This window comes from Candidatus Zixiibacteriota bacterium (assembly GCA_036480375.1).
Taxonomy (GTDB): domain Bacteria; phylum Zixibacteria; class MSB-5A5; order GN15; family JAAZOE01; genus JAZGGI01.
Genome location: JAZGGI010000024.1, coordinates 219,103 through 241,049, shown reverse-complemented (window position 1 = coordinate 241,049; position 21,947 = coordinate 219,103). Strand labels below are relative to the sequence as shown.

The 21,947-nt window shown below is 44.4% G+C and carries 13 protein-coding genes; 4 read left to right on the top strand and 9 right to left on the bottom strand.

Going from position 1 to position 21,947, the window contains the following annotated elements:
- Positions 1–40 precede the first annotated feature (40 nt).
- Positions 41–2,959: a S8 family serine peptidase gene (locus tag V3V99_07090; protein MEE9442416.1), complete on the bottom strand. Its 2,919-nt coding sequence runs from the start codon at positions 2,957–2,959 to the stop codon at positions 41–43.
- Positions 2,960–3,299: 340 nt separating this feature from the next.
- On the opposite strand from V3V99_07090, the gene V3V99_07085 reads away from it, so the two are divergent.
- Positions 3,300–5,369, top strand: coding sequence for a glycosyltransferase family 39 protein (locus V3V99_07085; protein ID MEE9442415.1), 2,070 nt, complete (start codon positions 3,300–3,302; stop codon positions 5,367–5,369).
- 71 nt (positions 5,370–5,440) lie between these two features.
- Here the strand turns inward: V3V99_07085 and V3V99_07080 are convergent, their stop codons facing one another.
- The 4 genes from V3V99_07080 to V3V99_07065 form a co-directional block, all read right to left on the bottom strand.
- Positions 5,441–7,573 carry a hypothetical protein gene (locus V3V99_07080; GenBank protein ID MEE9442414.1) on the bottom strand — a complete coding sequence of 711 codons (2,133 nt, stop codon included), beginning with the start codon at positions 7,571–7,573 and terminating at the stop codon, positions 5,441–5,443.
- A 10-nt stretch (positions 7,574–7,583) separates the two neighbouring features.
- On the bottom strand, positions 7,584–8,543 hold the full coding sequence (locus V3V99_07075; GenBank protein ID MEE9442413.1) for a PorV/PorQ family protein: 960 nt from the start codon (positions 8,541–8,543) through the stop codon (positions 7,584–7,586).
- A gap of 48 nt (positions 8,544–8,591) precedes the next feature.
- Positions 8,592–11,954, bottom strand: a complete 3,363-nt coding sequence (locus V3V99_07070) for a TonB-dependent receptor (GenBank protein ID MEE9442412.1) — start codon at positions 11,952–11,954, stop codon at positions 8,592–8,594.
- 246 nt (positions 11,955–12,200) lie between these two features.
- Positions 12,201–12,998, bottom strand: a complete 798-nt coding sequence (locus V3V99_07065; GenBank protein ID MEE9442411.1) for a hypothetical protein — start codon at positions 12,996–12,998, stop codon at positions 12,201–12,203.
- Between the two features lie 128 nt (positions 12,999–13,126).
- Between V3V99_07065 and V3V99_07060 the strand changes: the two genes are divergently transcribed.
- A complete protein-coding gene (locus V3V99_07060) occupies positions 13,127–13,831 on the top strand; it encodes a DUF2461 domain-containing protein (GenBank protein ID MEE9442410.1) in 705 nt (234 codons plus the stop codon).
- On the opposite strand, the gene V3V99_07055 is transcribed toward V3V99_07060, so the two are convergent.
- Complete coding sequence (locus V3V99_07055) at positions 13,818–14,327, bottom strand: hypothetical protein (protein MEE9442409.1); 510 nt, start codon at positions 14,325–14,327, stop codon at positions 13,818–13,820. The two genes, V3V99_07060 and V3V99_07055, sit on opposite strands and share 14 nt — an antisense overlap.
- A gap of 44 nt (positions 14,328–14,371) precedes the next feature.
- A complete protein-coding gene (locus tag V3V99_07050; protein MEE9442408.1) occupies positions 14,372–14,959 on the bottom strand; it encodes a DNA-3-methyladenine glycosylase I in 588 nt (195 codons plus the stop codon).
- Between the two features lie 180 nt (positions 14,960–15,139).
- Here V3V99_07050 and V3V99_07045 point away from each other — a divergent pair, with 180 nt between their 5' ends.
- Complete coding sequence (locus V3V99_07045; GenBank protein ID MEE9442407.1) at positions 15,140–16,186, top strand: proline racemase family protein; 1,047 nt, start codon at positions 15,140–15,142, stop codon at positions 16,184–16,186.
- 38 nt (positions 16,187–16,224) lie between these two features.
- Positions 16,225–17,214, top strand: coding sequence for an ornithine cyclodeaminase family protein (locus tag V3V99_07040; GenBank protein MEE9442406.1), 990 nt, complete (start codon positions 16,225–16,227; stop codon positions 17,212–17,214).
- Positions 17,215–17,279: 65 nt separating this feature from the next.
- On the opposite strand, the gene V3V99_07035 is transcribed toward V3V99_07040, so the two are convergent.
- Positions 17,280–18,623 carry an amidohydrolase family protein gene (locus V3V99_07035; protein ID MEE9442405.1) on the bottom strand — a complete coding sequence of 448 codons (1,344 nt, stop codon included), beginning with the start codon at positions 18,621–18,623 and terminating at the stop codon, positions 17,280–17,282.
- A gap of 1 nt (position 18,624) precedes the next feature.
- Positions 18,625–21,726, bottom strand: a complete 3,102-nt coding sequence (locus V3V99_07030; GenBank protein MEE9442404.1) for an amidohydrolase family protein — start codon at positions 21,724–21,726, stop codon at positions 18,625–18,627.
- Positions 21,727–21,947 lie beyond the last annotated feature (221 nt).

Below are 21,947 nucleotides of genomic sequence, written 5' to 3'. Positions count from 1 at the left end.
ACCAAAGCTAAACATAAAATATCTAATTTATTTATCAAGCCTATTTCATCAAAATCATCTTTTTGGTTTCGGAATCTCCAACGGCGGTAGTCAGGCGATAAAAGTAAACGCCTGACGCGACTCGTTGACCGTTATTATCTTTACCGTCCCAAATGACATTATGTTCCCCGGCGAGCGCGATTTCGTCATACAAATTTCGCACGTTCTGACCGATTATATTATATACGTCAAGCGTCGCATGCTGAGTGGATTTCAGAACGAATTGAATTGCAGTTTCCGGATTAAACGGATTGGGGTAATTTTGGGATAGTTCCAGAGCGTGCGGCAATAACGCTACCTCCTCTTTCGCGTCCAAAACCAGACCATAATCGCTCTGTGCGATCAGGGCGGCTTCACGCAGTTCCTGCAGAGAGTTTCCGGCAATAATGGCAACGGCGAAGGTTGAGGCTGCAAAGGCGTCAATAGTGCCTGAATTTTGCGATATAGAAAAGTGCCAGTCGCCGTTTGATTCATTAACGGGAATGGGCGCATTTGAAGTCAATAATTCGTATTTTTGTTCCGGCGTGAAACCCGATTTGGCATCGGTTTCATTTTGGCCCGCTGTGATAACAAATTCGCCCATGCTGAGTCCGACTAATCCCACATAAATTTGGGTGCTGGGGTTGTACTGATATACAATACTGGTCATGCTATCGTAACCAAGGGCGTCGTTGAATCGATCCATATCAAAATCACAAAAGAATCCGGCTGAAAGATTATCAAGCCGTTCCGGAGACGGATTGTAAATATCAAAGACAAGAATCGAGTAATTATGATTTGTCGTCCAAGCGGTTTGTTTTACTTCAATCGGAATCGGCGGAAATGAAGCGCCGTCATGAAAATTGCTTTCAACGGCATCGAAACCAAACTCATTTTGGTAGGTTGAGAATTCGTTTCCCGGCAGGAAATCACTTCTCTTGAATTTGCCGTTTTCGTCGCGGATGCCGTCTGAAATCAATTGAGGATTACGGCCGATAATTAAACCGGCTTCATAAAGCAGGTTCGGGCTGTTGTTGAACTTAAATCCATGACCGCCGGCCTGATAGATTGAACCTAAACCAAAGCCAAACTGACCAAAATCGGAAACAGAAAATTGAATGCTTTCGGAATTAATCTCAATAACCTGACCCGGTATATCACGACCAATCAAGATTGATATTGCGGCGGTATCGACTTGAGGAATTCCCGGTATGTTCATAAATATTTTCATAGATACCCGTTCACCGGAGACGGCATTGGCTGAAATTGAAGCGGAGAAGAGAGTATAATTGGTGGCGTAGTTAGAGCCTTGAGCGAAATAAAACCGGATTGTATCGGGCAGGATGGTAATATGTTCAGATTGCGATATCATCCAGACGTCTACCGAATCGGCTTTGCCGGTTGGTTCGTTTATGGTTAGTGAAATTCCGGCGTTTTCTCCGGGATCGGCGTAGGCGTCTCCGCCAGAGGAAATGGAGTAGCTTCCAACCGTAAAGTGAGGGACGTTTGGTACCGGCAGAAAATCAAATATTTTTGAGGCGTCAATATATCCATGACCGTAAACATTATCGGCGCCTGATACTCCCAGATCGGTTGTGGCGGACAATAAAGCCGCTTTGATTTCGGTGACGGTGGCTTCCGGATTATACTGGCGCATCAGGGCCACGAGGCCGCTAATGAAAGGAGCCGACATTGAGGTGCCCGACATTAAGCGATAGGTACCATCCTTAAACGAAGAATAGATGCTTACGCCCGGGGCGACAATATCGGGCTTGATGGCTCCGCCACAAGAAGACGGTCCCCGACTGGAAAAATCGGCGATAATATTTGTATTTTGATTGACGGAACCGACTGCCAGAGAATTCAATGGCGAGCCGGCTAAATCAGCAGGATTTCTTAAAGATTGGGGGTCAGGACCTTCGTTTCCGGCGGCGAAAATTGCAACGATTCCGGCAGCTTCAATATTTTCAATTGCTGTCCAGAAAGTGTTGTTGCAGTCACTGTAAATGTTCTGAGGCACGCCCCAGCTATTATTCAAGACATCCGGGACATCATCCATTGTATTCATATCGCCGTCCGGATTTATTACCCAATCAAAAGCGTTTAGGATATCGGCAATCGTGGCGCTGAGATTGGCTCCCTGATCGATAACGGCGGCAGATATCCATTGGGCGTCGGGAGCTACGCCGATAGTATCGGTACCAGTGGAGCCGAGCATAATGCCCATACTGTGAGAGCCGTGACCAAGATTATCATACGGCAGGGAGTCGCCACGCGGCGCGAACCATGCGGCAGATGCCGATTGGGTGTAATTTCCGCGCCATTTATCAGTCAGGGCCGGGTGGTCGCCGTCAACCCCGGTATCAAATGAACAGATTAAGCTGCCTTTACCGGTCAGACCCCGAGACCATAAATACGGAACGTTTATATCGGCCAGGGCCGAATTCGCCAGAGACGATGTCGCCATATATGACGGCGATTTTTGAGCGACCGGAGCGACGAGTGGGATTTCTGAATTCAGATTAATCAGCCTGACACCCGGCAAATTTATTAATTCATCAACATGCTCATTTGTTGTCCTGATTAATAAGGATTTGGATACTGTAAAAAATTCATATTCTGAAATTTTTCCTTCAGTCAGCATAAGCTGCAATTGTGGTTTGAGGGCGTTTTTCAAGGAATTAATATTTTGATTCAGCCGATTGACAACCTGGCGGTATCTATCAACGCGAACGCTCTTTTTTCCTGATTTGGCGCCATAATAATCGGGCGTAACCAGATCATTTTCAAAACTGAGTATTAATTCTATTTCTGAAGTCGGAGGGGTAGATTGTAACCGATTATTAACTGATTCAGGTATGGTAACTTCGGCGACCGCGATGCCGGTTATAAGAAATCCTAAGAGTATGATCTTTATCAATGTAACGGCGGCAGGCTTCATCTTCTTGCCTCCTTGAAAAGTGGTTCCGTTCATGTTCGTGCAATTGATGTGCCGTCGTATTTTGAGGATTTTTAGGGGATTAACTATGCGCATATCATTGCACAAAATAATTACAGGGTGCTCGATATTATTGCGCGACAACGAGTTAATCGGAATGGTCAAATTGAGGTCGAAGTATGCCTGAAAATTGCCCGGTTCTGCAAAATTATTCATAAATGATAGTTATTGCATATTGAGCCATGTTTAATCCTTGCTGAATATTTCAGGGCTTTACTATATTTGTATAATGAGAAATCGATTTGACAAGCCATTAATTATAATTATCGCGATATCGATTTTTGTGAAATTGATATATCTTCTTTGGGGAATTCAGGACGCCAATCAGATCGCGGCATTATCGATAGATGAGCTATACCATTATAAATGGGCAACGGTCATTGGCCAGGGCGATTTTCTGACCAATGCTCCCTATTTCCGGGCGCCTTTTTATTCTTTCTTCCTTGCTTTACTTCTAAAAGTATCATCGGGATCTTTAATATTCGTGCGAATAGTCCAGCTGGCCCTTGGATGCTTGACTATCACGATTATTTATATGATCGGGAAAAAGATTTCGAATAAGTTGGCCGCGGTTTGCGCTTCTGTGATTTATCTGGCATATCCGTTAAGCGCGTATTATGAAGGTGAATTACTATTAGATTCGCTATTTATCCTGTTGTCCATGTTGGTTTATTATTTTTATTTAAGGGGGCATGATTTTAAGTTTCCGTTATTGACCGGTTTGTTCTTCGGACTTGCGGTAATCACCCGGCCGACCATACTTGTATTTTTACCGGTAATAATCTACGGGTATTTTAATCGAGCCAGAAGGGAAAAAACTAAGCAGTTAAATCTAAAACCGGCATTCGTATTTATTATCGTGGGACTGATTACAATCGCGCCTGTAACTGTCATTAACTACATCACTTCAAGTCAATTGATACCGATTTCATATCAGGGCGGCATAAACTTTTATATCGGCAATAATCCTGAAGCCGACGGAGTATCGGCCATATTGCCGCCTTTTGGTAGAGAGTGGACTCTTGATGACGCCAATTACGTTGCGAGAAGTGAAACCGGAGAGGAAATTAAATATGGCGCTCAATCAAGATATTGGCTAAGTAAAGGATTTGATTATATTTTATCGCATCCGGTCGAATTTTCAAAATTGTATTTCAAGAAACTGTTACTTTTCTTTTCCGGGCGTGAATTTTCCAATAATATTCCGCTGGGAATGACGGTGTTTGACAATAAAGTATTGTCGAAATTTCCGGTGCCATTAATATTCATCCTGGGATTGGCGATTGTGCCTTTGTTTTTTGATAAAGCGCGTAAATCGGTTATGTCTTTATACTTTTTGATTGCGATATATGGCCTGGCGATATCATTTTTCTTTATCAGTTCGCGCTTCAGGATGCCGATTGTTCCGATACTTTGCATCATTGGCGGATTTGGCATCAACATCGTCTATGAGAATTTTCGAGCGGGCAAATTGATATCACGATCCGTTATTTCGATAGCGGCAACGCTGCTATTGATAATTGTATTATCCAATCTTTCTCCCGCGACGGCAAGGCTTGATAATCATCAGGCTCTTTATATCCGTGGCAATCAATATTTGCGGGCCGGAGATTATCGGGCGGCCAGGGCAAGATTTGATTCTCTGGTAAATATCAATCCCATGTTCGAAAACGGCCATGTTAACCTGGGAATTACATATTTAAAAACGGGAAATACGCGGGAAGCGATGCGGTATTTCGGCATGGAGTTGCTTTATAATCCCAAATCATCGGAAGCGGCAAATAACCTGGCGGCAATATTTATTCTCAATAAGGAATATGATTCGGCTGTATATTACGCCGATGCGGCCCTTAATATAAAGCCTTATTACAAAGAGGCGGCCGTTAATCTTTTAAGAGCGGTAGAGGGTATTAGCGACACGGCCGTCAAAAATGACATTGAGGAAACCCGCAAGGCTATCAGGCAGTATTTAAATGGCGATCCTGTTTATTTATTTGAAGAGGCGTTGTATTTATCTAATCTTGGACGTTTATCGGAGGCGATTAATAATCATTTGAAAGCTATAGACGCCTTAACGAATCACCGCCGATTGATTTCGTTCAGGCAGAATATTGAAGATGAACAAGCCGCGAGAAAGAGAATACTAAAGCTGGCTAATTATCAATTGGGATATCTTTATGGAATCAATGGAGAGTTTAATAAATCGGTTCTATTTTCCCGAAATGCGATTGAGTTCGATTCGGAATTTAAGGAGGCTTTCATTAATTTAATTTCAGGGTATCGCTCTCTGGGGAAAAATCGCCAAGCGGATTCTTTGGCTGAGATTTGTATGAGGAAATGGCCTGATAATTAATCAAATTGACAATAAAAAAAGCCCGCTTGTGTAAAGGCGGGCTTTTTTTTATTAAGAATTCTTTGTTCTTATTATTTAACGACTACCGGTTTGATATTGACGCCATATCTTTCTCTCTCTTCCGGAGTTGCGAAATTATCAAGATAATTCAGGAATTGATTAATCCTTTCGCGACGTTCGGCAATATCTCCATATGAGGATTGAGGACCGGTGGGACTTTGACTTGATACTGACTCACCGGTCGCGAATTTCTCATAAAGCCATTCCATCGTCGTATTGAAAGCTTCCTGCATGGGAGCTTCGTCCATCGCCAGCGGAGTGAACAGGAACGCGGCCGTTCTCATATCTCCAGCTTGCTGTCGGACGCCGCAAACCTTGCCATGGAATCTTGATTCATCGCCGTATTTGGAGAGATAAAGGTAAAGAGGCGCGGCAAATTGGGTTTTTTCGCAAACGCCAATTTCCGGCGAACCGGTAAAAATGTAATCTTGTTTGAGCATCCAGCGAAGGTAGCGAGTGTCCAAAAGCGATCCTTCACCATAATTCAAATCAATATGCGGATAGTCTTCATGATTAGAATGAGCACCGATAAACTGCTCTGTAAATATTGGGTTTAATGCATAATCTGGATTGGCCACATAATAAAGCCAGGCCTCGACATTTACGGCATTAATCCCGAAGTGTTGTTTAAAATCAGGACTCATATTATCGTAACGTGCAAAATGCTCACTCTCTCCATCTGGTGCGTTGGCTATATTCCGGGTTAACATAAACGCGCTTGCTCCCATGTCAATAGCGAAATAAATACCATAACCGCCTCCAACAAGCGCCCCGGAGCCTAATTCATTGGGGCCACCGGATACGAAATCAGAATTATAGATTATAATTTTGTGGGACAATAAATTCACAAGATCCGGCATTTTGACACCAAGAACATCACCGGAAATTGGGCTATTAAAAGTTTGTCTATTGAAAAAATCTTTACCTGACTGCAATGTATCAAATTCTGTATAGCCCGCATTATGAATCAGATTAGTATAAACCGCCTTAGTCGTGTCCATTGTCCGGGGATGCCAACGGCCATCAGTACTGATATATCCGGTTTCCTCAAATAGCAGTACATCGCGCTCGAACTTCGCTTCATAAAGAAGAAATTGACCGAATGAGGGGGACGGATCGGGTACAAAGCCGTCGTCTCGGCAGCGAACCCAAAAAATGAACTTATACTTGCTACTGAAAACCAAGCCTAACCCTTCGAAAACATTATATAACGTCGTTTCCCGATCAGTGACCCAAACGTCCGTATTATCATTAGCATAATTGGGACCTTTCGATCTGACTACTGGTTGTGCCTTACCGATATACTGCGGATTATCTTCAGTGCCGACATTTACATAAACGGTATCGGGAATCGTCGAAAGGTCAAGAACATCGAATTCATCGCAGTTGATATAGCTATTGGTGGTCGGATCAAAAGTACAGTTTTCCTGGACTATATTGACGATAACATCATCGTCTTCATCGAACGGGCCGTAGAGTCGCCATTCATATTCGAGCGGCGGATCGGCTCGACCCCAGTCGGTTGAATCAGCTCCCCACCATGACATACGAACGCCGGGCGAGGGAGAATTGGCGTCAACGGCGTTAATAAAGGTGGTACCTCCACCCACATGCGTATTGGGGTAGTGGTTGTTTCGCGAATACATTCGATATTCAATTTCAGACATGGCGCCTCGATCATCCTGCGCCTGGACAAAGAAGTACTGTTTGGTGAACACATTGACCGGATCGAGGGTATCTCCATAAAGCCTGATTGTGGCGGTGGATTGAGGATGATCAAGGTCGACTTCCAAAGAATCCCATCCAAAATCGGCGTCAGACGCCTGCTCAATGAATACTTCCGGTGTTACCAGCTGGCCATTCAGGATTAAGTTGGTATCAATTATAACCGCGTAACGGAAAAACGCGATGTATCCATCTATATCGGTCGCGTACCAGCTTAGTTCCGGGTTACGCGAGAATTGTGCGCTATCGGGTGGCGTATTCACCATAAATACTTGCGGTGCCGAGTTTGGCGTGGCCGTTCCCGTTCGGTCGGGTTCACATCCGATATTGACTATCATTGCCAGGACAATCGCGGCCAGGCCCAGAATAATCGGCAGGCGAATCGCAGACATTTTATATCCTCCAGAATTTCTAAACATGCTTTACTCCTTAAAAGGCCATCGAAAATGAAAATCTGTGAATCTCTCGCAGGAAGTGCATATCCTGGTAACTGTAATCGATTCTAATTTCGCTGGTTTCTCCCAGAGGCCATTTCAGACCGCCGCCAAATGTAAATCCATCGGAATCATAATTGAATCTATTTCCGACTCTGAGGGAGAACTTCTCGAGATACCAATATTCCAAACCGGCGTTGTACTGTTCCAGATTATCCGAAGGGTGAGCGCCCTCAAGAGCAAACACCGCAAAGTGATCCGGGTTTTCAATAAAATTGAAAGAACTGCCGAATTTGAAGTTAATTGGCAGCGGATATGATTGATCAATCATTGTCATATCCGGGCCAAAATTGACAATACTCATAGCAATCTTGAATCCCCGATAACCGGTGTCGTATAGGGTTCCCACGTCGGCCGCCCAGCCGGTCGCGGATTCATTGTCGTAGTATTCACCCAGCATTTTGAATGTAACACCCAATGAAAAATGCTCAGTCAGGCTGCGCGCGTAGGTGAGTGTGGCTGCATAGTCATTGGCGAAAAACATTTCTCCGGTACCATCAGGATAGGCATAAGTCGTATAAGGTATTTCCCCGGAATTTAGCGTATAAAAACCGATTCCTATGACACCCGATAACATTTCAACCGGGAAAGCCACAGCTCCGAAATCATATGTTATTCCGGCGAAGTAATCAACATGAGTAAACATTGCTTCCCGGGAAAACATTTGAGTCAGTCCGGCGGGATTGTAATATATCGCAGAGACATCATTGGCGATAGCCGAATAAGCCTCACCCATACCCATGGCCCGGGCCGAGACGCCGATGTCAAGGAATTTCGCCCCCGAGGTACCTACCTTGGCCTGTCCGTAAACATCAGCCGGCAGATAGACCGCTAACATTACGGCAAAGCATAACAAGGTAAGTTTATATACCGATATTTTTCTTTCAACTTTCATCCGCATTCTCCCATTGCTTCTATATCAAACGGCAGATTATTTTCATAATTAGAATTGGACTCCAAATCCCAGAATTATTTGACGTCCGCGTCCCCAGTTGCCGGGATAGGCGTTAAATTCAGTACCTCCACCAATGATACCGCTTTGATTATTATTGGTGTCGGGGCGGCCGGTAAATCTAGATACTCCCACAACATTTTTATTATCGAATAGGTTATTGGCCTGAGCTTCAAATGTGTACTGCATACCCGAAATCCGAAAACGTTTACGGAATTTAATATCCGTATTTGAAGTCGAGGGTTTGCGCATTGAATTAGTCAGCGGGCTTTCACCGACGTCCAGAACCATATTCGGGAAGGAACGATCCGGGGTGTAGGGGTATCCCGTCTGGAAGCGCCAGTAGACCGACATATCCCAGTCATTGGGGATGCCTATTCCGAATAGCTTAGGATGATCGCGGTTGGTGAAGTACAATTGCAGCCAGAGACCAATGCGATGCCGAATATCCCAACCTAAGGGATTTTCATCGATTGAGATATCGTCACCTTCAACCAGACGTAGATAGTTTTCGGAATCCGATGAAGATTTTCCGTAGGCGAAAGCATACTCATAACTGAGCGTACCGTTAATGAACCGAGCCGCTTCACGGGCTAACTCCATTTCGAACCCGCGGACTCGGGCATAATCGGTATTGTCATAATATGAAAAGAGAGTAACTCCCCCGCGGTCATAGGTAGATTGCGCGATAATATCGAAGTAATCCTTATAGTAACCGGACAGTTTAATTGAATACTCATCGGTGAAAGCGTAATTAACGCCAAATGTATAGTTTATGGTTTTCGTATAATCCAGATTTGGGTTCCCGATAACAGGTACATTTCCGCTCTGGAAGGGATTGGCGGTTCTAAACATTCTGTCGTAATCCGCCAACTCATAGAAATGGCCATAATTGAAGCGCACCATAGCTCTTTCCGAAATCGGGTAGTTAATGGAAACACGCGGAGAAAACTTATTACGGATATCCTGAATGTTGTGACCGGTTTCATCCTGAACCGTGGGCGTGCCTTTTAAATTAGCCTGGAAGAACAAGTCGGCGCGCATTCCCAAAGAAGCGACCAACGAACCATACTCAATCTTATCGCGAAAATAGAGGACGAGAACTTTGGGTGAGCGAGAATAAAAATCACGTACTCGCCCGCGGCCGGAATACGGATTGTTATCGAGAGTATCGTCGTTTCGCCTCTGCAATCCTTCGATAACCGAAACGCCAACCATTTCATTACGGTACTCGAAACCGGCCTTTATTTCGTGGGCCCGTCCGATCGCTTTTTTGAAGTTACCTTTGGCCGTATACCTATCTACTTCCTCATGGACCCATTCATTTGACGAACCCGACTGTAAAAACCCGTAATTCAGAAATGCGGTATTATTGTCACCGCCCAAATCATGCCTGCCATTTTTATTTAAATCAACAAATGGTTCGCCCGGATCATAACGATTATTGGGAGGATCATAAACTCCGTTATCGTTAAAGTCTATATAAGGAATACCCGGCTCCCAAGGATCGTTGGGGCCGTTATAACGGTTATTCCGGTTCAGATCCATATTAATTTCGGGATCAAGAGCCGTAACAAATCTATCTATCCCCAGGTCATAGACACCGTTGCGGTTAATGTCGATAAATTGTTCACCAAGACAAGAATCGCCGTCAATATAAGGTTCGCTGCGGGTGGTGGCAGTCGGCGAAGTGACATCGCGATAAATCTCATCATAGGTGCGATTGCCGTTTACATCTTTTGTCAGACGATCACCAATATCATAGATGCCATTGCCATTCATATCAACAAACGGCTCACCTTCATAAGCGTCAAGCAGGCCGTTGTTGTTCAGGTCAAATTCGGCTCGCCAGTTTCCACCAATTTGATCGTCGGCCGAAAAGATGATATCGAACGGATTCCTATTAGGGACATGTATGGAGCCCCATCTGACCGAATCGGGGAAAATATTTAAAAACGGTTCATAGCTGTCAAACTGATTATTTGAATTCAAATCATCGTAGGTCTCATATTCATCGGTGAATAAGAACTGATCGGGATCAAGTCCTTTTCCGGGATGATTCGGATCGCCCGGTTTCCGCACAAAATCGGTACCAAAGTAGGACAGGTTAATCTCATAGTCGGTCGATTTTGAAAGAACCTGCTTCATTTGCAGTGAAAAGGTTTTGGTATTTTGCCAGTTTATAGCCGCCGTGGCCGGGGAATAACGATGAGCCCAACTAAAGCTGGTATATTTTCTCCAGGTACCCTTGTAAAGACCTTTAACGTGCATGTTGCTGGTCGGATCGTACGCCAGGGTGACATCGAGATTATACGTGTTTTGCTGTCTTTCCGGTATGTCAAGGCCCAAAATACTATAGTCCGGATAAACCTTCCGGGTGCCGGGAGTATTGTATTTCCAGTATGCCAGCCGAGAATCGGTTTTATAGGCTCGACTGTACATATAGAATGTAAACGACTTATCCTCGAAATAATCTATCCCCAGAGCCGGCAGAATGCGACTGGTTAAAAGAGGATCGGGGCCGCTCATGATGAACTCAATGATATCGTAATTTTCGGAATACTTATTAAGGTCTTTGCTGCCGAAATCGTCGGTATAAAACTGTACGCGCGAGCGAGTTTTTTCGGGCGAACCTTCCGGAGAAGTAATCGTTACGACACCGGAGAGAGCTTCGCCGTATTCGGGGTCAAAGCCATCTTTAATAATCTTCAGCTCCAATACCGCCGATGACGAAATATTGATACCGGCATCAACGGGGGCTCGTCCTCCAAGGGGGTCGGAGTAGCTAACGCCGTCAACGAGGTAGTTGGTTTCGCCGGCGCGACCACCGCGAATATGCAATTGTCCCTGCGGGTCAACAGTGATTCCCGTTTCACGCGCCAGCAAATCATCAACCGTGGCCACGGGCGCCGCCTGAATGACTTCAGCCGTTTTGACCGTAACCGTTCCGGTCTGGTTAAAATCAATACCCTTTCTCTTACCGGTAACGGTCGTAACCTGGCCGGTTTCAAGGACTGATTCCTTAAGCTGCTGATTTCTCTCGGCAGTTTCGTCAGTCCTGACGGCAACATCAGTCATATCAACGCTTCGATATCCAACCGATGAAAATGATAATGTGTAAGTACCGGGAGGAACCGACAGAATCAAGAAGTTCCCATCCAAATCAGTTTTGGCACCCATTGTAGTGCCTTTGATTTGAACGGAAACACCGAATAACGGTTCGCCGGTTTTTTCGTCAGTAATGGTTCCTTTAATACGGCCTACCGACGCGCCAAATATAGATGACGTCAGGAAAACGGTAATCAGGAACGCCATAAAGATCCAAAGAATTGGTTTTGTACCACGGCTCGACATACAGAGACCCTCCTCACTGGGATAAGTGTCAATGCGATTTGTTTTTATGTGAGGGATAAATTTGATTCGAGATTTATTATCAATCGTCAAATCCTACACCCAAACCTTTCCAATCTCAACCCTAAATTACATGCCTTTCGCATCCGTTTATTTAACGGATGAGCAGAAGTCAAAAATACAACATTATACGCCCTCTAGTCAAGCGATTTTTTCCCTATAAATTCAACTCCCTAACATATTGACTTTTTAACTGACCTGTTTGTTTAAATCAATTTGAGCCGGATTTAAATTACCGAAATCCGATTCTATTTCAGTAATATATTTTCTCTCGCCCAAATCCCAATGATGCTTTTCAAATTCTATACTAAATTCGTCTTCAAACTTCTTTACGAGCCCGGCTATCAAATCATCGCGCCCTTGTTTAATCCCCTCAACTTCTTTTAAGCCAACATCTTCCATACCTCCCCGAATTGCCGGGTGAGATTGGGGCGGGAATAGTTTGATTGCCCCATGCTGTAAAAAAGAATGCGTCGCACGGCGTTGCGATCCGGCCGCCATTTTTTGGCCATTGACGAGGATTTCATAATGAGAAACCGCGGCCATGCACCCTTTTTGCAGTGTTGCTGAATTACTTAATGAGACGGGATTATCTCGGCGATTAATTTCAGCCGCCCAGCCCAGGAATTTATAAAATTGAACGATGGCGCTGGAAATAAGGTTATACGATTCATTTAGGGAATTTCCCAGTTGCCGGTATTTCAGAAAATCACCCGCAACGGCATAAGTGATTTCGTCGGTTTCATGCAATAGAGCCCGCCCGCCGGTAATTCGTTTGACGACCGGTGTTCCGCCGAGGCGGAACCGATCCAGTGCGCGCTCAATTGATTGGTGATTTCCTATCGTAATTGAAGGTTCGTTCCAGCCATAAATCCTGAGGACGGGAACGGATGAATCTTTCACAGCGTATTCAAATAAATATTTATCAGCCGCCATATTGAATGACGCCTGACATTTTCCGTCTACGATAAGTCGCCATTTGCTCATAGGTGGCTGGTATATACCAAATTATTTTCGGGATGTAAAGAGTGCGATTAATAAATAAAATGTGATTGTTTTGTTCGGCATTCATTGTTAACTATAGATTTAATCGTTTAAGCAATGGAGTATTCCAGGTGAAAAGTAAACATAATAAACTGGAGTTCAATGGATTCCACAAGGATACCATATCTTTTCTCAAGAACAATAGAAAGAAAAATGACAAGAAATGGTTTGAAGAAAATCGCATGAAATATGAAGAATATGTATTAACGCCTTTCAGAAACCTGGTTTCAGGATTGAGCGGAACTATGCTTGAAATCGATCCCAAGATTGAAACCAGCCCGAATATCAATAAGACTATTACCAAAATGTACCGTGACACGCGTTTTTCAAAAGATAAATCTTTGTTCAAAAAAAACATGTGGTTGGTGTTTAAGAGAAACGGTAAACAATGGCAGGATTATCCCGGATTCTTCTTTGAAATAATGTCAGATGATAATATGTACCGTTATGGGATGGGGTTTTATCGAGCTTCGCGCGATACGATGGATCGATTTCGCGACCAATTGGAAGCTAATCCGGGGGCTTTTAAAAAGGTTATCGCCCCTTTTGTTCGCGGGAAAGCATTTGATCTTGCCGGTGAAGAATATAAACGGTCTTTAAGCGGGGATATTCCGGATTGGTTGCAGGAATGGTATCAAAAGAAGAGCTTTTACCTGGTTCAATATAGACACCCTGATTCATTATTGTTATCATCAAGGCTGGCGAAATATCTAAATGAGCAATTCCTGCTGTTGAAACCGTTATACAAATTTCTGCAAAACATCATTGATCGTTAGATGAGTATATTGTCGCCGATCTCAAAATATACTTTCGTGTTACCCAGAGTAGGATAAATCCCAAAACTCCAAAAGAACAATCTATCAGAATCCAGAAAAAGGGTATGCCCCTAATAGGCCCGCAGATCAAGGCCAGCGGCAAAACAAGAGCGCAGGCAATCATGCCAAATTCCACAACCCATATATTTTTGACCGGTTCGCGCAGCGGTCCGATAAAGGCGATTGCGATAACGATATGGGCGAAGGCCAGCCAATCGGTGCCATAGGCGATGAACGGATAAAGGTGATATGTATTAACCACTCCCGCAAACACCCGCCCGATCCACTGCGACATAGCCGGCCAGTAATTTTCCATAATAGTACCGGGGCCGAAATTAGAATTAAGAAATCCAAGACCTTTTTCTATGGGGAATGCCGTTAACCCGCTTAAGATCATAGCAGTGATAAAAAAAATGAGTAGATATTTAATCCTTTTCTCAAGCATTTTATTTTCCATAATCACCCCAATAATAAATATTCGCCGTCGCTGCAATTATAAGATTATTCCAATGATCGCCTCTTCCATTTCAAAACTTGCTTGTATCGAAAGCAATCTATAGTATGGTCATTGACCATGCCGGTTGCCTGCATAAAAGCATAACAAATTGTCGGCCCGACGAAGTTGAATCCGCGTTTCTTTAAATCTTTGCTCATTACTTCTGCTTCAGGGGTGAAAACCGGAATTTCATTGAGAGTTTTCCATTTGTTAACAATCGGTTTACCGCCCACGAACTGCCAGATATATTTATGGAAGGAGTCAAACTCATTTTGAATTTTCAAATAGGCTATGGCTCCCGAAATGGCGGCTTTGATTTTCATCCGATTGCGAATGATGCTCGCGTCATTCATCAATTTCTCGATTCGTGCGCCGCGGTAGCGGGCGATTTTAGAGGCGCCAAAATTATCGAACGCTTTCCGAAAATTATCCCTTTTTTTCAAAATTGTTGACCAACTTAGTCCGGCCTGCATACCCTCGAGAATTAAAAACTCAAAGAGTTTTTGATCATCGTATAGTGGGACGCCCCATTCTTCGTCGTGATAGGTTTGCATCTGAGGATCATCACCGGCCCAGGCGCATCTTTTTTTCATATTCTTCCACCAATCTTTCAGAGTTCTGCTTATCTTAACTCGCTGACAGACAATATAATTTCTCAATTTCATATACAATCTCAAAATGTTCCTTGCCATATGTTGAAGACGGATTTAATCTATATTTATTGTTATACTCACCCGGGCAGATTGGGTAACATTAAATAACGGGAGAAAAAAATGAGTACATTTCCAATTCAATTCTCAGATTGGAAACCTCCGGACGAATGGGTCAAAATTAAAACTGTTGACGCTCACACCGAAGGCGAACCGTTGCGGGTAATAATAGCCGGTTATCCCGAACTGGACGGACAAACGATATTGGAAAGAAGGCGGCACGCACTTGAAAAATATGATTATTTGCGCACCGCCCTGATGTGGGAGCCGCGCGGCCATGCCGATATGTACGGTTGTATTATAACTCCCGCCGTATCGCCGGAGGCTGATTTCGGGATATTGTTTTTGCATAATGAAGGTTACAGCAGCATGTGCGGACACGGGATTATCGCTATAGCTAAAGTTGTCCTGGAAACAGGGTTAATGGAAATACGGGAACCGGAGACCGTTATCAGAATCGATACGCCTTCCGGTATGGTTACCTCGTACGCCAAAATAAAAAATGGAAACGTTGAAAGCGTTCGATTTCATAATGTCGCCTCGTATGCTGATACGTTCGACGCCGAAGTTGAAGTGCCCGAACTGGGTCGGGTTCGATATGATCTCGCTTTTGGGGGGGCTTATTACGCTTACGTTCAGGCACAAGATGTGGGATTGACTTGCCTGCCGCAAGATCATTATGAATTAATCAGAAAAGGAATGATGATCAAGCGGGCGGTTATGAAATCCCACAGAATTGAGCATCCATTTGAACATGATTTGAATTTTTTATACGGGACGATTTTTATTGGTCCGCCCGAAGACAATTCTTCCGATAGTCGTAATGTTTGTATATTCGCCGAAGGAGAAGTTGACCGCAGTCCGACCGGAACGGGCGTTAGCGGCCTTATGGCGATTCATTATGCCCGCGGGGAAATCGGTTTAAATGAACCGTATGTGATAGAGAGCATTATCGGCAGCAAATTCACAGGTCGAATAATCAAAGAGACTGTTTTCGGACCTCATAAAGCAGTTATTCCTGAAGTTGAGGGGCGGGCGTACATAACCGGAGTACATGAATTCGTAATTGATCCCGATGATCCTTTGAAACATGGATTTATTCTGCGATAGAAATTAAATGATATTGAAAAGTTAAGTTGAGAACTGTTATGTCTGAAAAATCAATTTTAGTTTTATCGAGTTCCGATGTCGAATCTTGTCTGTCAATGCCGGACGCGATTGAAGCCATGCGCGGCGCTTTTGTTCAACTTTCATCGGGGAAGGCTATCGTGCCGCAAAGAATTCACACAAAAATAAATGAGCATGACGCCATGACTTTAATTATGCCGGTTTATCTCCCCAGCGAAACCAAAATCGGAATCAAAACCGTTACCGTTTCGAATAAGAATCCTGAAAAAGGATTGCCACTGATACATGCCCTGGTGACTGTATTCGACGCGGAGACGGGTCAACCGCTGGCCATTATGGATGGAGCGTCACTTACGGCCATCCGAACGGGCGCGGCGTCCGGATTGGCGACCAATTTGCTGGCTCGAAAAGACACACGAGTGGCTGCGATAATCGGCGCCGGAAGGCAGGGACGAAAGCAGCTTGAAGCAGTGTGCGCGGTAAGAAATATTGAAAAAGTATACATAATCGATCGCAACCCAAATCAATCCGAGAAATTCATTTACGATTTTAAGGATAAGATTGAGGTAGATTTAGTTGCGGCGGATGATATGGATCGCCTGTGCGAAGTAGATATAATTTGTACCGCCACAAATTCTTCCGAACCGGTTTTTGGAGATAATAATGTATCGAACGGAACTCATATTAACGGGGTCGGATCATACACGCCGGAAATGCAGGAGATTCCTTTGGATACAGTAGCCCGGTCAAGAATTTTTGTCGATTCGATTACTTCAAATCTGGAAGAGGCGGGTGATATAATAATTCCTCTCCGGCATGGAATTATATCAGAGCATGATATCGTAGGCGAAATTGGTCAGGTCGCATCAGGTGAAATTGAAGGTCGAAAATCAGATGATGAGATAACATTTTTTAAGTCGGTAGGAAATGCCGTGCAGGATTTGGCGGCAGCGTCGGTCGTTTTGAAAAATGCCTGTCAGTTGCGATTGGGAACGAAAATAAGGCTATAATGCATAATATAAAAAAGGCCGCCTGAAAAAATCAGACGGTCTTAATATTGAATGAATTACTAAAATCAATTCAATGATTTTTGACGGTACTTTTCGTAAAGTTCTTTGTGTTTATTGTTCAAATCGACTTTGCGGCCTTCGATAAATTCCAGGACAACGTTTTGAGTCACCATGTCCATAATATCACCTTCGGATACGACAATGGTCGCTTTCTTGCCGACTTCGAGAGAACCCAGATCATCGGCAACTCCAAGGATCTCAGCTGTAGAAAGAGTAATAGCTCTCAGGGCTTCTTCTTTTGAAAGACCGTTACCAGCCGCTCGTCCAGCCTGAAACGGCAAATTTCTCGTGCCCGTTCCGCGAGCTTGACCAATGCAAAAATCAACGCCGCCTTCGGCGAGTTTAGCCGGTAAGGTGAAGGCCATATCGTAGGCTTCATCTGCGCGCATAGGCCGGCCTTCGGCTGAACGAGTGATGACCGGGACATCATTTTCTTTTAGTAAATCGGTACACATCCAGGCATCCCCACCTCCGACCAGGATCATTTTGAGACCGAATTCTTTTGAAAAACTAACGGCCTGTTCAATCTGTCGATAATCATTGGCACTGATAAAGACCGGCATTCCCTCAGAGAAAACCGGCATCATCGCTTCCCAGCGTTCATCAATCTTCATATCCGCATCGGTTTGACGGGCATTATAATAGGCGCGAGCGTCTCTGAACATTTGATATATATTTTCCCGGGCCTGAATTTGCCGTTCGCGTATTTTACCGGGATCCTGTCGGCGCCCGAATCGTCCTCCCCCGCTCAATACACCGGGCCAATTAAGATGTAAGCCGAGATCGATTTTTTCGGCGGCATCCTCGACCGTCCAGCCATCGAGATTTATCAGGCTGGAAATACCTGCGATTACCGAACCACCGGGCACAATCAGGGCCGTTGTGATACCATGAGCCCTGACCGATGGAATAATCTCCGAATCCGGATTATAAGCGATGCGAGATTTGACATTGGGATTAATCATACCTATCTCGCGAGTATCATTCGTAGCTCTTACGGCCCCGATTTCCGTAAGTCCGATATTGGTGGCAGGTGCGATAATTCCCGGATAGACTTCTTTGCCGGTCACATCAATTATTTCAGTATTATCAGGCAATGTCAAATTTGTTCCAATGTTTGCGATTCGTCCATTTTCAAAAAGTATATCGGTATTTTCCATGAGACCATTGCTGATTGTATGCAGATTGCCTCCTTTGAGAAGGATGGGCTGGGATTGTTTTTCGCCCGGTACATAATCATGCGCGGCAACGCTAACATAAAAAGATACGGTCACGACTAAAAATATAGTCATGGCTTTTGCCATATTAATGGAATGAATAAATCCTCTAATTTCGTATGCTGTTTTCATTTTACTTACCTCCGCCTTTTTTAGAGGATTTCAGGATTTTTTGTATCAATTTATTTCTTTCCGAGTTGACTGCCTCGCGCAGTTTTTTATCGGTTTCAATATCGAAATATTTCTTACCGTCAATCCAGGTTTGTTCGGCTTTGGCATAAATTGAAAGCGGGTATTCGTTCCAAATTGAGAAATCGGCGTCCTTGCCTTCGGCGATACTTCCCACATATTGATCAACTCCCAAATGTGTCGCGGGATTAATCGTAATCAATTTGATGGCTTCCTCAGGAGCCATTCCTCCATACAGGATTGCTTTCCCGGCTTCCTGATTTAAGCGCCGGGCCACATCTCGACTATCTGAATTGAAGGACGTATTAACACCTTTCTCGGCCATTAAAGCACCGCCGTAGGGTATGGCATCATAAACCTCGAATTTATATGCCCACCAATCCGAGAAAGTCGTGGCCATAGCACCATGTCGGGCCATCTCATCGGCGACTTTATAGCCTTCCAGGATATGCACAAAGACATCAATCCTGAAGCCGAATTGTTCCGCCAGCCGCATCATCATCAGAGTTTCGCTCTGAACATAGGAATGACAATGAACCATCATCCTCGAATTTAAGACTTCAACAATTGCGTCCAGACCAATATCTTTGCGGGGCGGGATGGTTCGCGTTTTTTCTTTTTTGGAAAGTTCATTATACTTTTCCCAATCCTGTTCATATTCGCGAGCCGCCTGAAACACGTCCCTCATGATTGATTCGACGCCCATCCGGGATTGAGGATAACGGCTCCGCATATTATCGCCCCAGTTGCTCTGCTTGACGTTTTCACCGAGGGCAAATTTTATAGTAGGAGCGGCGTTTTTGAATTTCATTTCTTCTGCATTCGAGCCCCAGCGCAACTTCATCGTTTGATTTTGACCTCCGATAGGATTGGCCGAACCATGCAGGCACATAACCGTTGTTACACCTCCCGCCAGCTGACGATATATCGCTATATCCTCGGGGTTAACAACATCGCCGATTCTTACTTCAGGAGTTATCGCAAAAGTACCCTCATTAATATCGCCGGATGCCGCGATGTGACCATGATCATCGATAATTCCGGGAGTAACATGCTTTCCGGAGGCATCAATTACTCTGACACCGGAAGGCGCTTCCAGATTCTGACCGATTTTCGCGAATTTCCCGTCCTTGACGAGAATATCCGTGCTTTCCAGAATACCGGCATCTTCGGCGGTCCAGACCGTGGCATTCTTTATTAGAACATCTTCCTGAACAGGTAATGACTCAATGCCGAAAGCCATGTTGGGATAAGTGAAACCGGCAAAGAATTCTTCTTTTTTATCCTTGTCTTTCTTGCCCTTCTTCTTCGGTTTATCATTTTTATTCTCATCTGTGGCTGTTGTATCAGCTTCCGGTTCTTCTTCGGGGACATCGCCTATTCTAATCGCGCTCCAATCAACAAATGCTCCATTCGGCAAAGTGCACTTCCCGGTAATTTTATCGTTTTCTTTACGACCGGTAAAATGCGATAAACCCGCGTCTTTAACGCTGTCAATAATAGCCGAGAAGGAAACAAAATTACGTTCAGTGCTGACGTTTTTTATTTTTTCCTTCCATTCATCCATTTGAACTTTACCGGAAAGCCCTGTCGGTTTCCCTTCCAGAATCAGCGTCAGCGCTTGTTCGTTAACTGTCAGGTCATACTCGCCTGAAAATTCAGTAACCGGAAAAGGAGTAATATCGTTTTTCTTACCGGCTACCCAGACTGAATATATATCGCATTCCTCTTCGAAGATATCACCGTCGCAAATGAAGAAGTTAGCCATTTTTCCTTTTTCCAAAGTACCCGCAATATCCAAAACACCGCAAATTTCGGCGGGAATCGTCGTCAAGGCGGCAAAAGCCTTTTCTTTGGTTAAGCCTCGCTTCATGGCGGTGCGGAGGTTTTCCCAGAAAGATTTTTTTTTCTCCAGGCGATGCGTGGTTAATGCAAAGGTAATATTTTTTGATTCCAGCCGGGCCGGATTTGAAGGCGCTGTTTCCCAATGACGCAAAGTATATAATGAATTATCCAGGCCGTCGAGAGGATTTTCCAATGCGGGTTTTTTGGGAAAATTAAGAGGGACGATTAAGGTCGCACCGGTATTTTTGACTTCGTCTAACCAGGCATATTCTCGGCCACCGGTAATATGCACAAAATCGTATCCGAATTCATCGGCGATCCGAGCCGAGCGCAATATTGTCTGACTGCCGGTGTCGCCTTCAAATATCAATTTTTCATTTTTTAAATTGCGTAATGCTTCTATTGCCGAATTGAATTCGGGCATCTTTTGATTATTATTCTGCGAATAAGCCTGATGCGCCTTTTGATACCAATCAATATCATAAAATGTCTGGCGAATCATGGCAATGATTCCAAATAACGAGCCGGGATATGATTGCTGTGAACTGCCCTTGGCAAACGACGCGAAATGCGAGCCGTACGGCTTAATCAGTAAATCATTGGGCAAGCCGTCACCGAGCAACGCCACAAATGAGCGACCGCGAAATACGCCGTCGAGTTTGGCCGATTGGACCATCGTGAAACCCATCGACAAAAACTGCTTGGAATCGTCAGAAGACGGGCGAAAAGACTGACCCCAGTTTTTCTCGGCATGGATGGCGTTATTCCAAGCATTTCCACCGATACGGTCGCCTTCATATTTGGGCGGGTTTGATCCGCGCCGTCCTGTGGAACGACCGTCTTTTTCCTTCGGTAACCCGTATTCTGAAACGGTTTCAATAAATCCCGGGTAAATTGTTTTTCCCTTGATGTCGATTATATCAGCCTCATCCGGTATTTTGACATCCCGGCCGATGTCCAGGATCTTACCGTTTCCTATTATCATCGTTGCGCTGTCAATAGTTTTTTCGGGAGATACAATTATTTTTGCGTTTATAAACGCTTTCACATCCGGTGTCTTATCACGGATACCGATTACCGGCGTTGTCTGTGATAACGCCGATCCGATTGACACGAAAGTCATCAGTACGAAAAATATCAGCCCCATTTTGCGTGTCATCCGGGCGGATGATCCCATAAACAGATTGATAAAATGATTCATAATTAATCCAGTCTAAAAAAATGTTGCGAGGATAGTGCGAAGCATCTTTGAAATTATAGATTATTTTCCAAACATGCAAGCGATTTTATGCAACCGAGTGAAAGTTCTGGATTTATTTCAGAAAGTCTACCAGCTTTCGGTATCGTGGCAGCCGACGTTGCTGTACTGGCCGCCTGCAAAAGTCCCGTCGCCGCTTGAAAATTCTACTTCAATTGAGCCAT

What these genes read in the sequence shown, in the direction of transcription:
- V3V99_07090 (MEE9442416.1), bottom strand. Translation starts at nt 2,959, where the DNA reads ATGAAGCCTGCCGCCGTTACATTGATAAAGATCATACTCTTAGGATTT.
- V3V99_07080 (MEE9442414.1), bottom strand. Translation starts at nt 7,573, where the DNA reads ATGTTTAGAAATTCTGGAGGATATAAAATGTCTGCGATTCGCCTGCCG.
- V3V99_07075 (MEE9442413.1), bottom strand. Translation starts at nt 8,543, where the DNA reads ATGAAAGTTGAAAGAAAAATATCGGTATATAAACTTACCTTGTTATGC.
- V3V99_07070 (MEE9442412.1), bottom strand. Translation starts at nt 11,954, where the DNA reads ATGTCGAGCCGTGGTACAAAACCAATTCTTTGGATCTTTATGGCGTTC.
- V3V99_07065 (MEE9442411.1), bottom strand. Translation starts at nt 12,998, where the DNA reads ATGAGCAAATGGCGACTTATCGTAGACGGAAAATGTCAGGCGTCATTC.
- V3V99_07055 (MEE9442409.1), bottom strand. Translation starts at nt 14,327, where the DNA reads ATGGAAAATAAAATGCTTGAGAAAAGGATTAAATATCTACTCATTTTT.
- V3V99_07050 (MEE9442408.1), bottom strand. Translation starts at nt 14,959, where the DNA reads ATGAAAAAAAGATGCGCCTGGGCCGGTGATGATCCTCAGATGCAAACC.
- V3V99_07045 (MEE9442407.1), top strand. Translation starts at nt 15,140, where the DNA reads ATGAGTACATTTCCAATTCAATTCTCAGATTGGAAACCTCCGGACGAA.
- V3V99_07040 (MEE9442406.1), top strand. Translation starts at nt 16,225, where the DNA reads ATGTCTGAAAAATCAATTTTAGTTTTATCGAGTTCCGATGTCGAATCT.
- V3V99_07035 (MEE9442405.1), bottom strand. Translation starts at nt 18,623, where the DNA reads ATGAAAACAGCATACGAAATTAGAGGATTTATTCATTCCATTAATATG.
- V3V99_07030 (MEE9442404.1), bottom strand. Translation starts at nt 21,726, where the DNA reads ATGAATCATTTTATCAATCTGTTTATGGGATCATCCGCCCGGATGACA.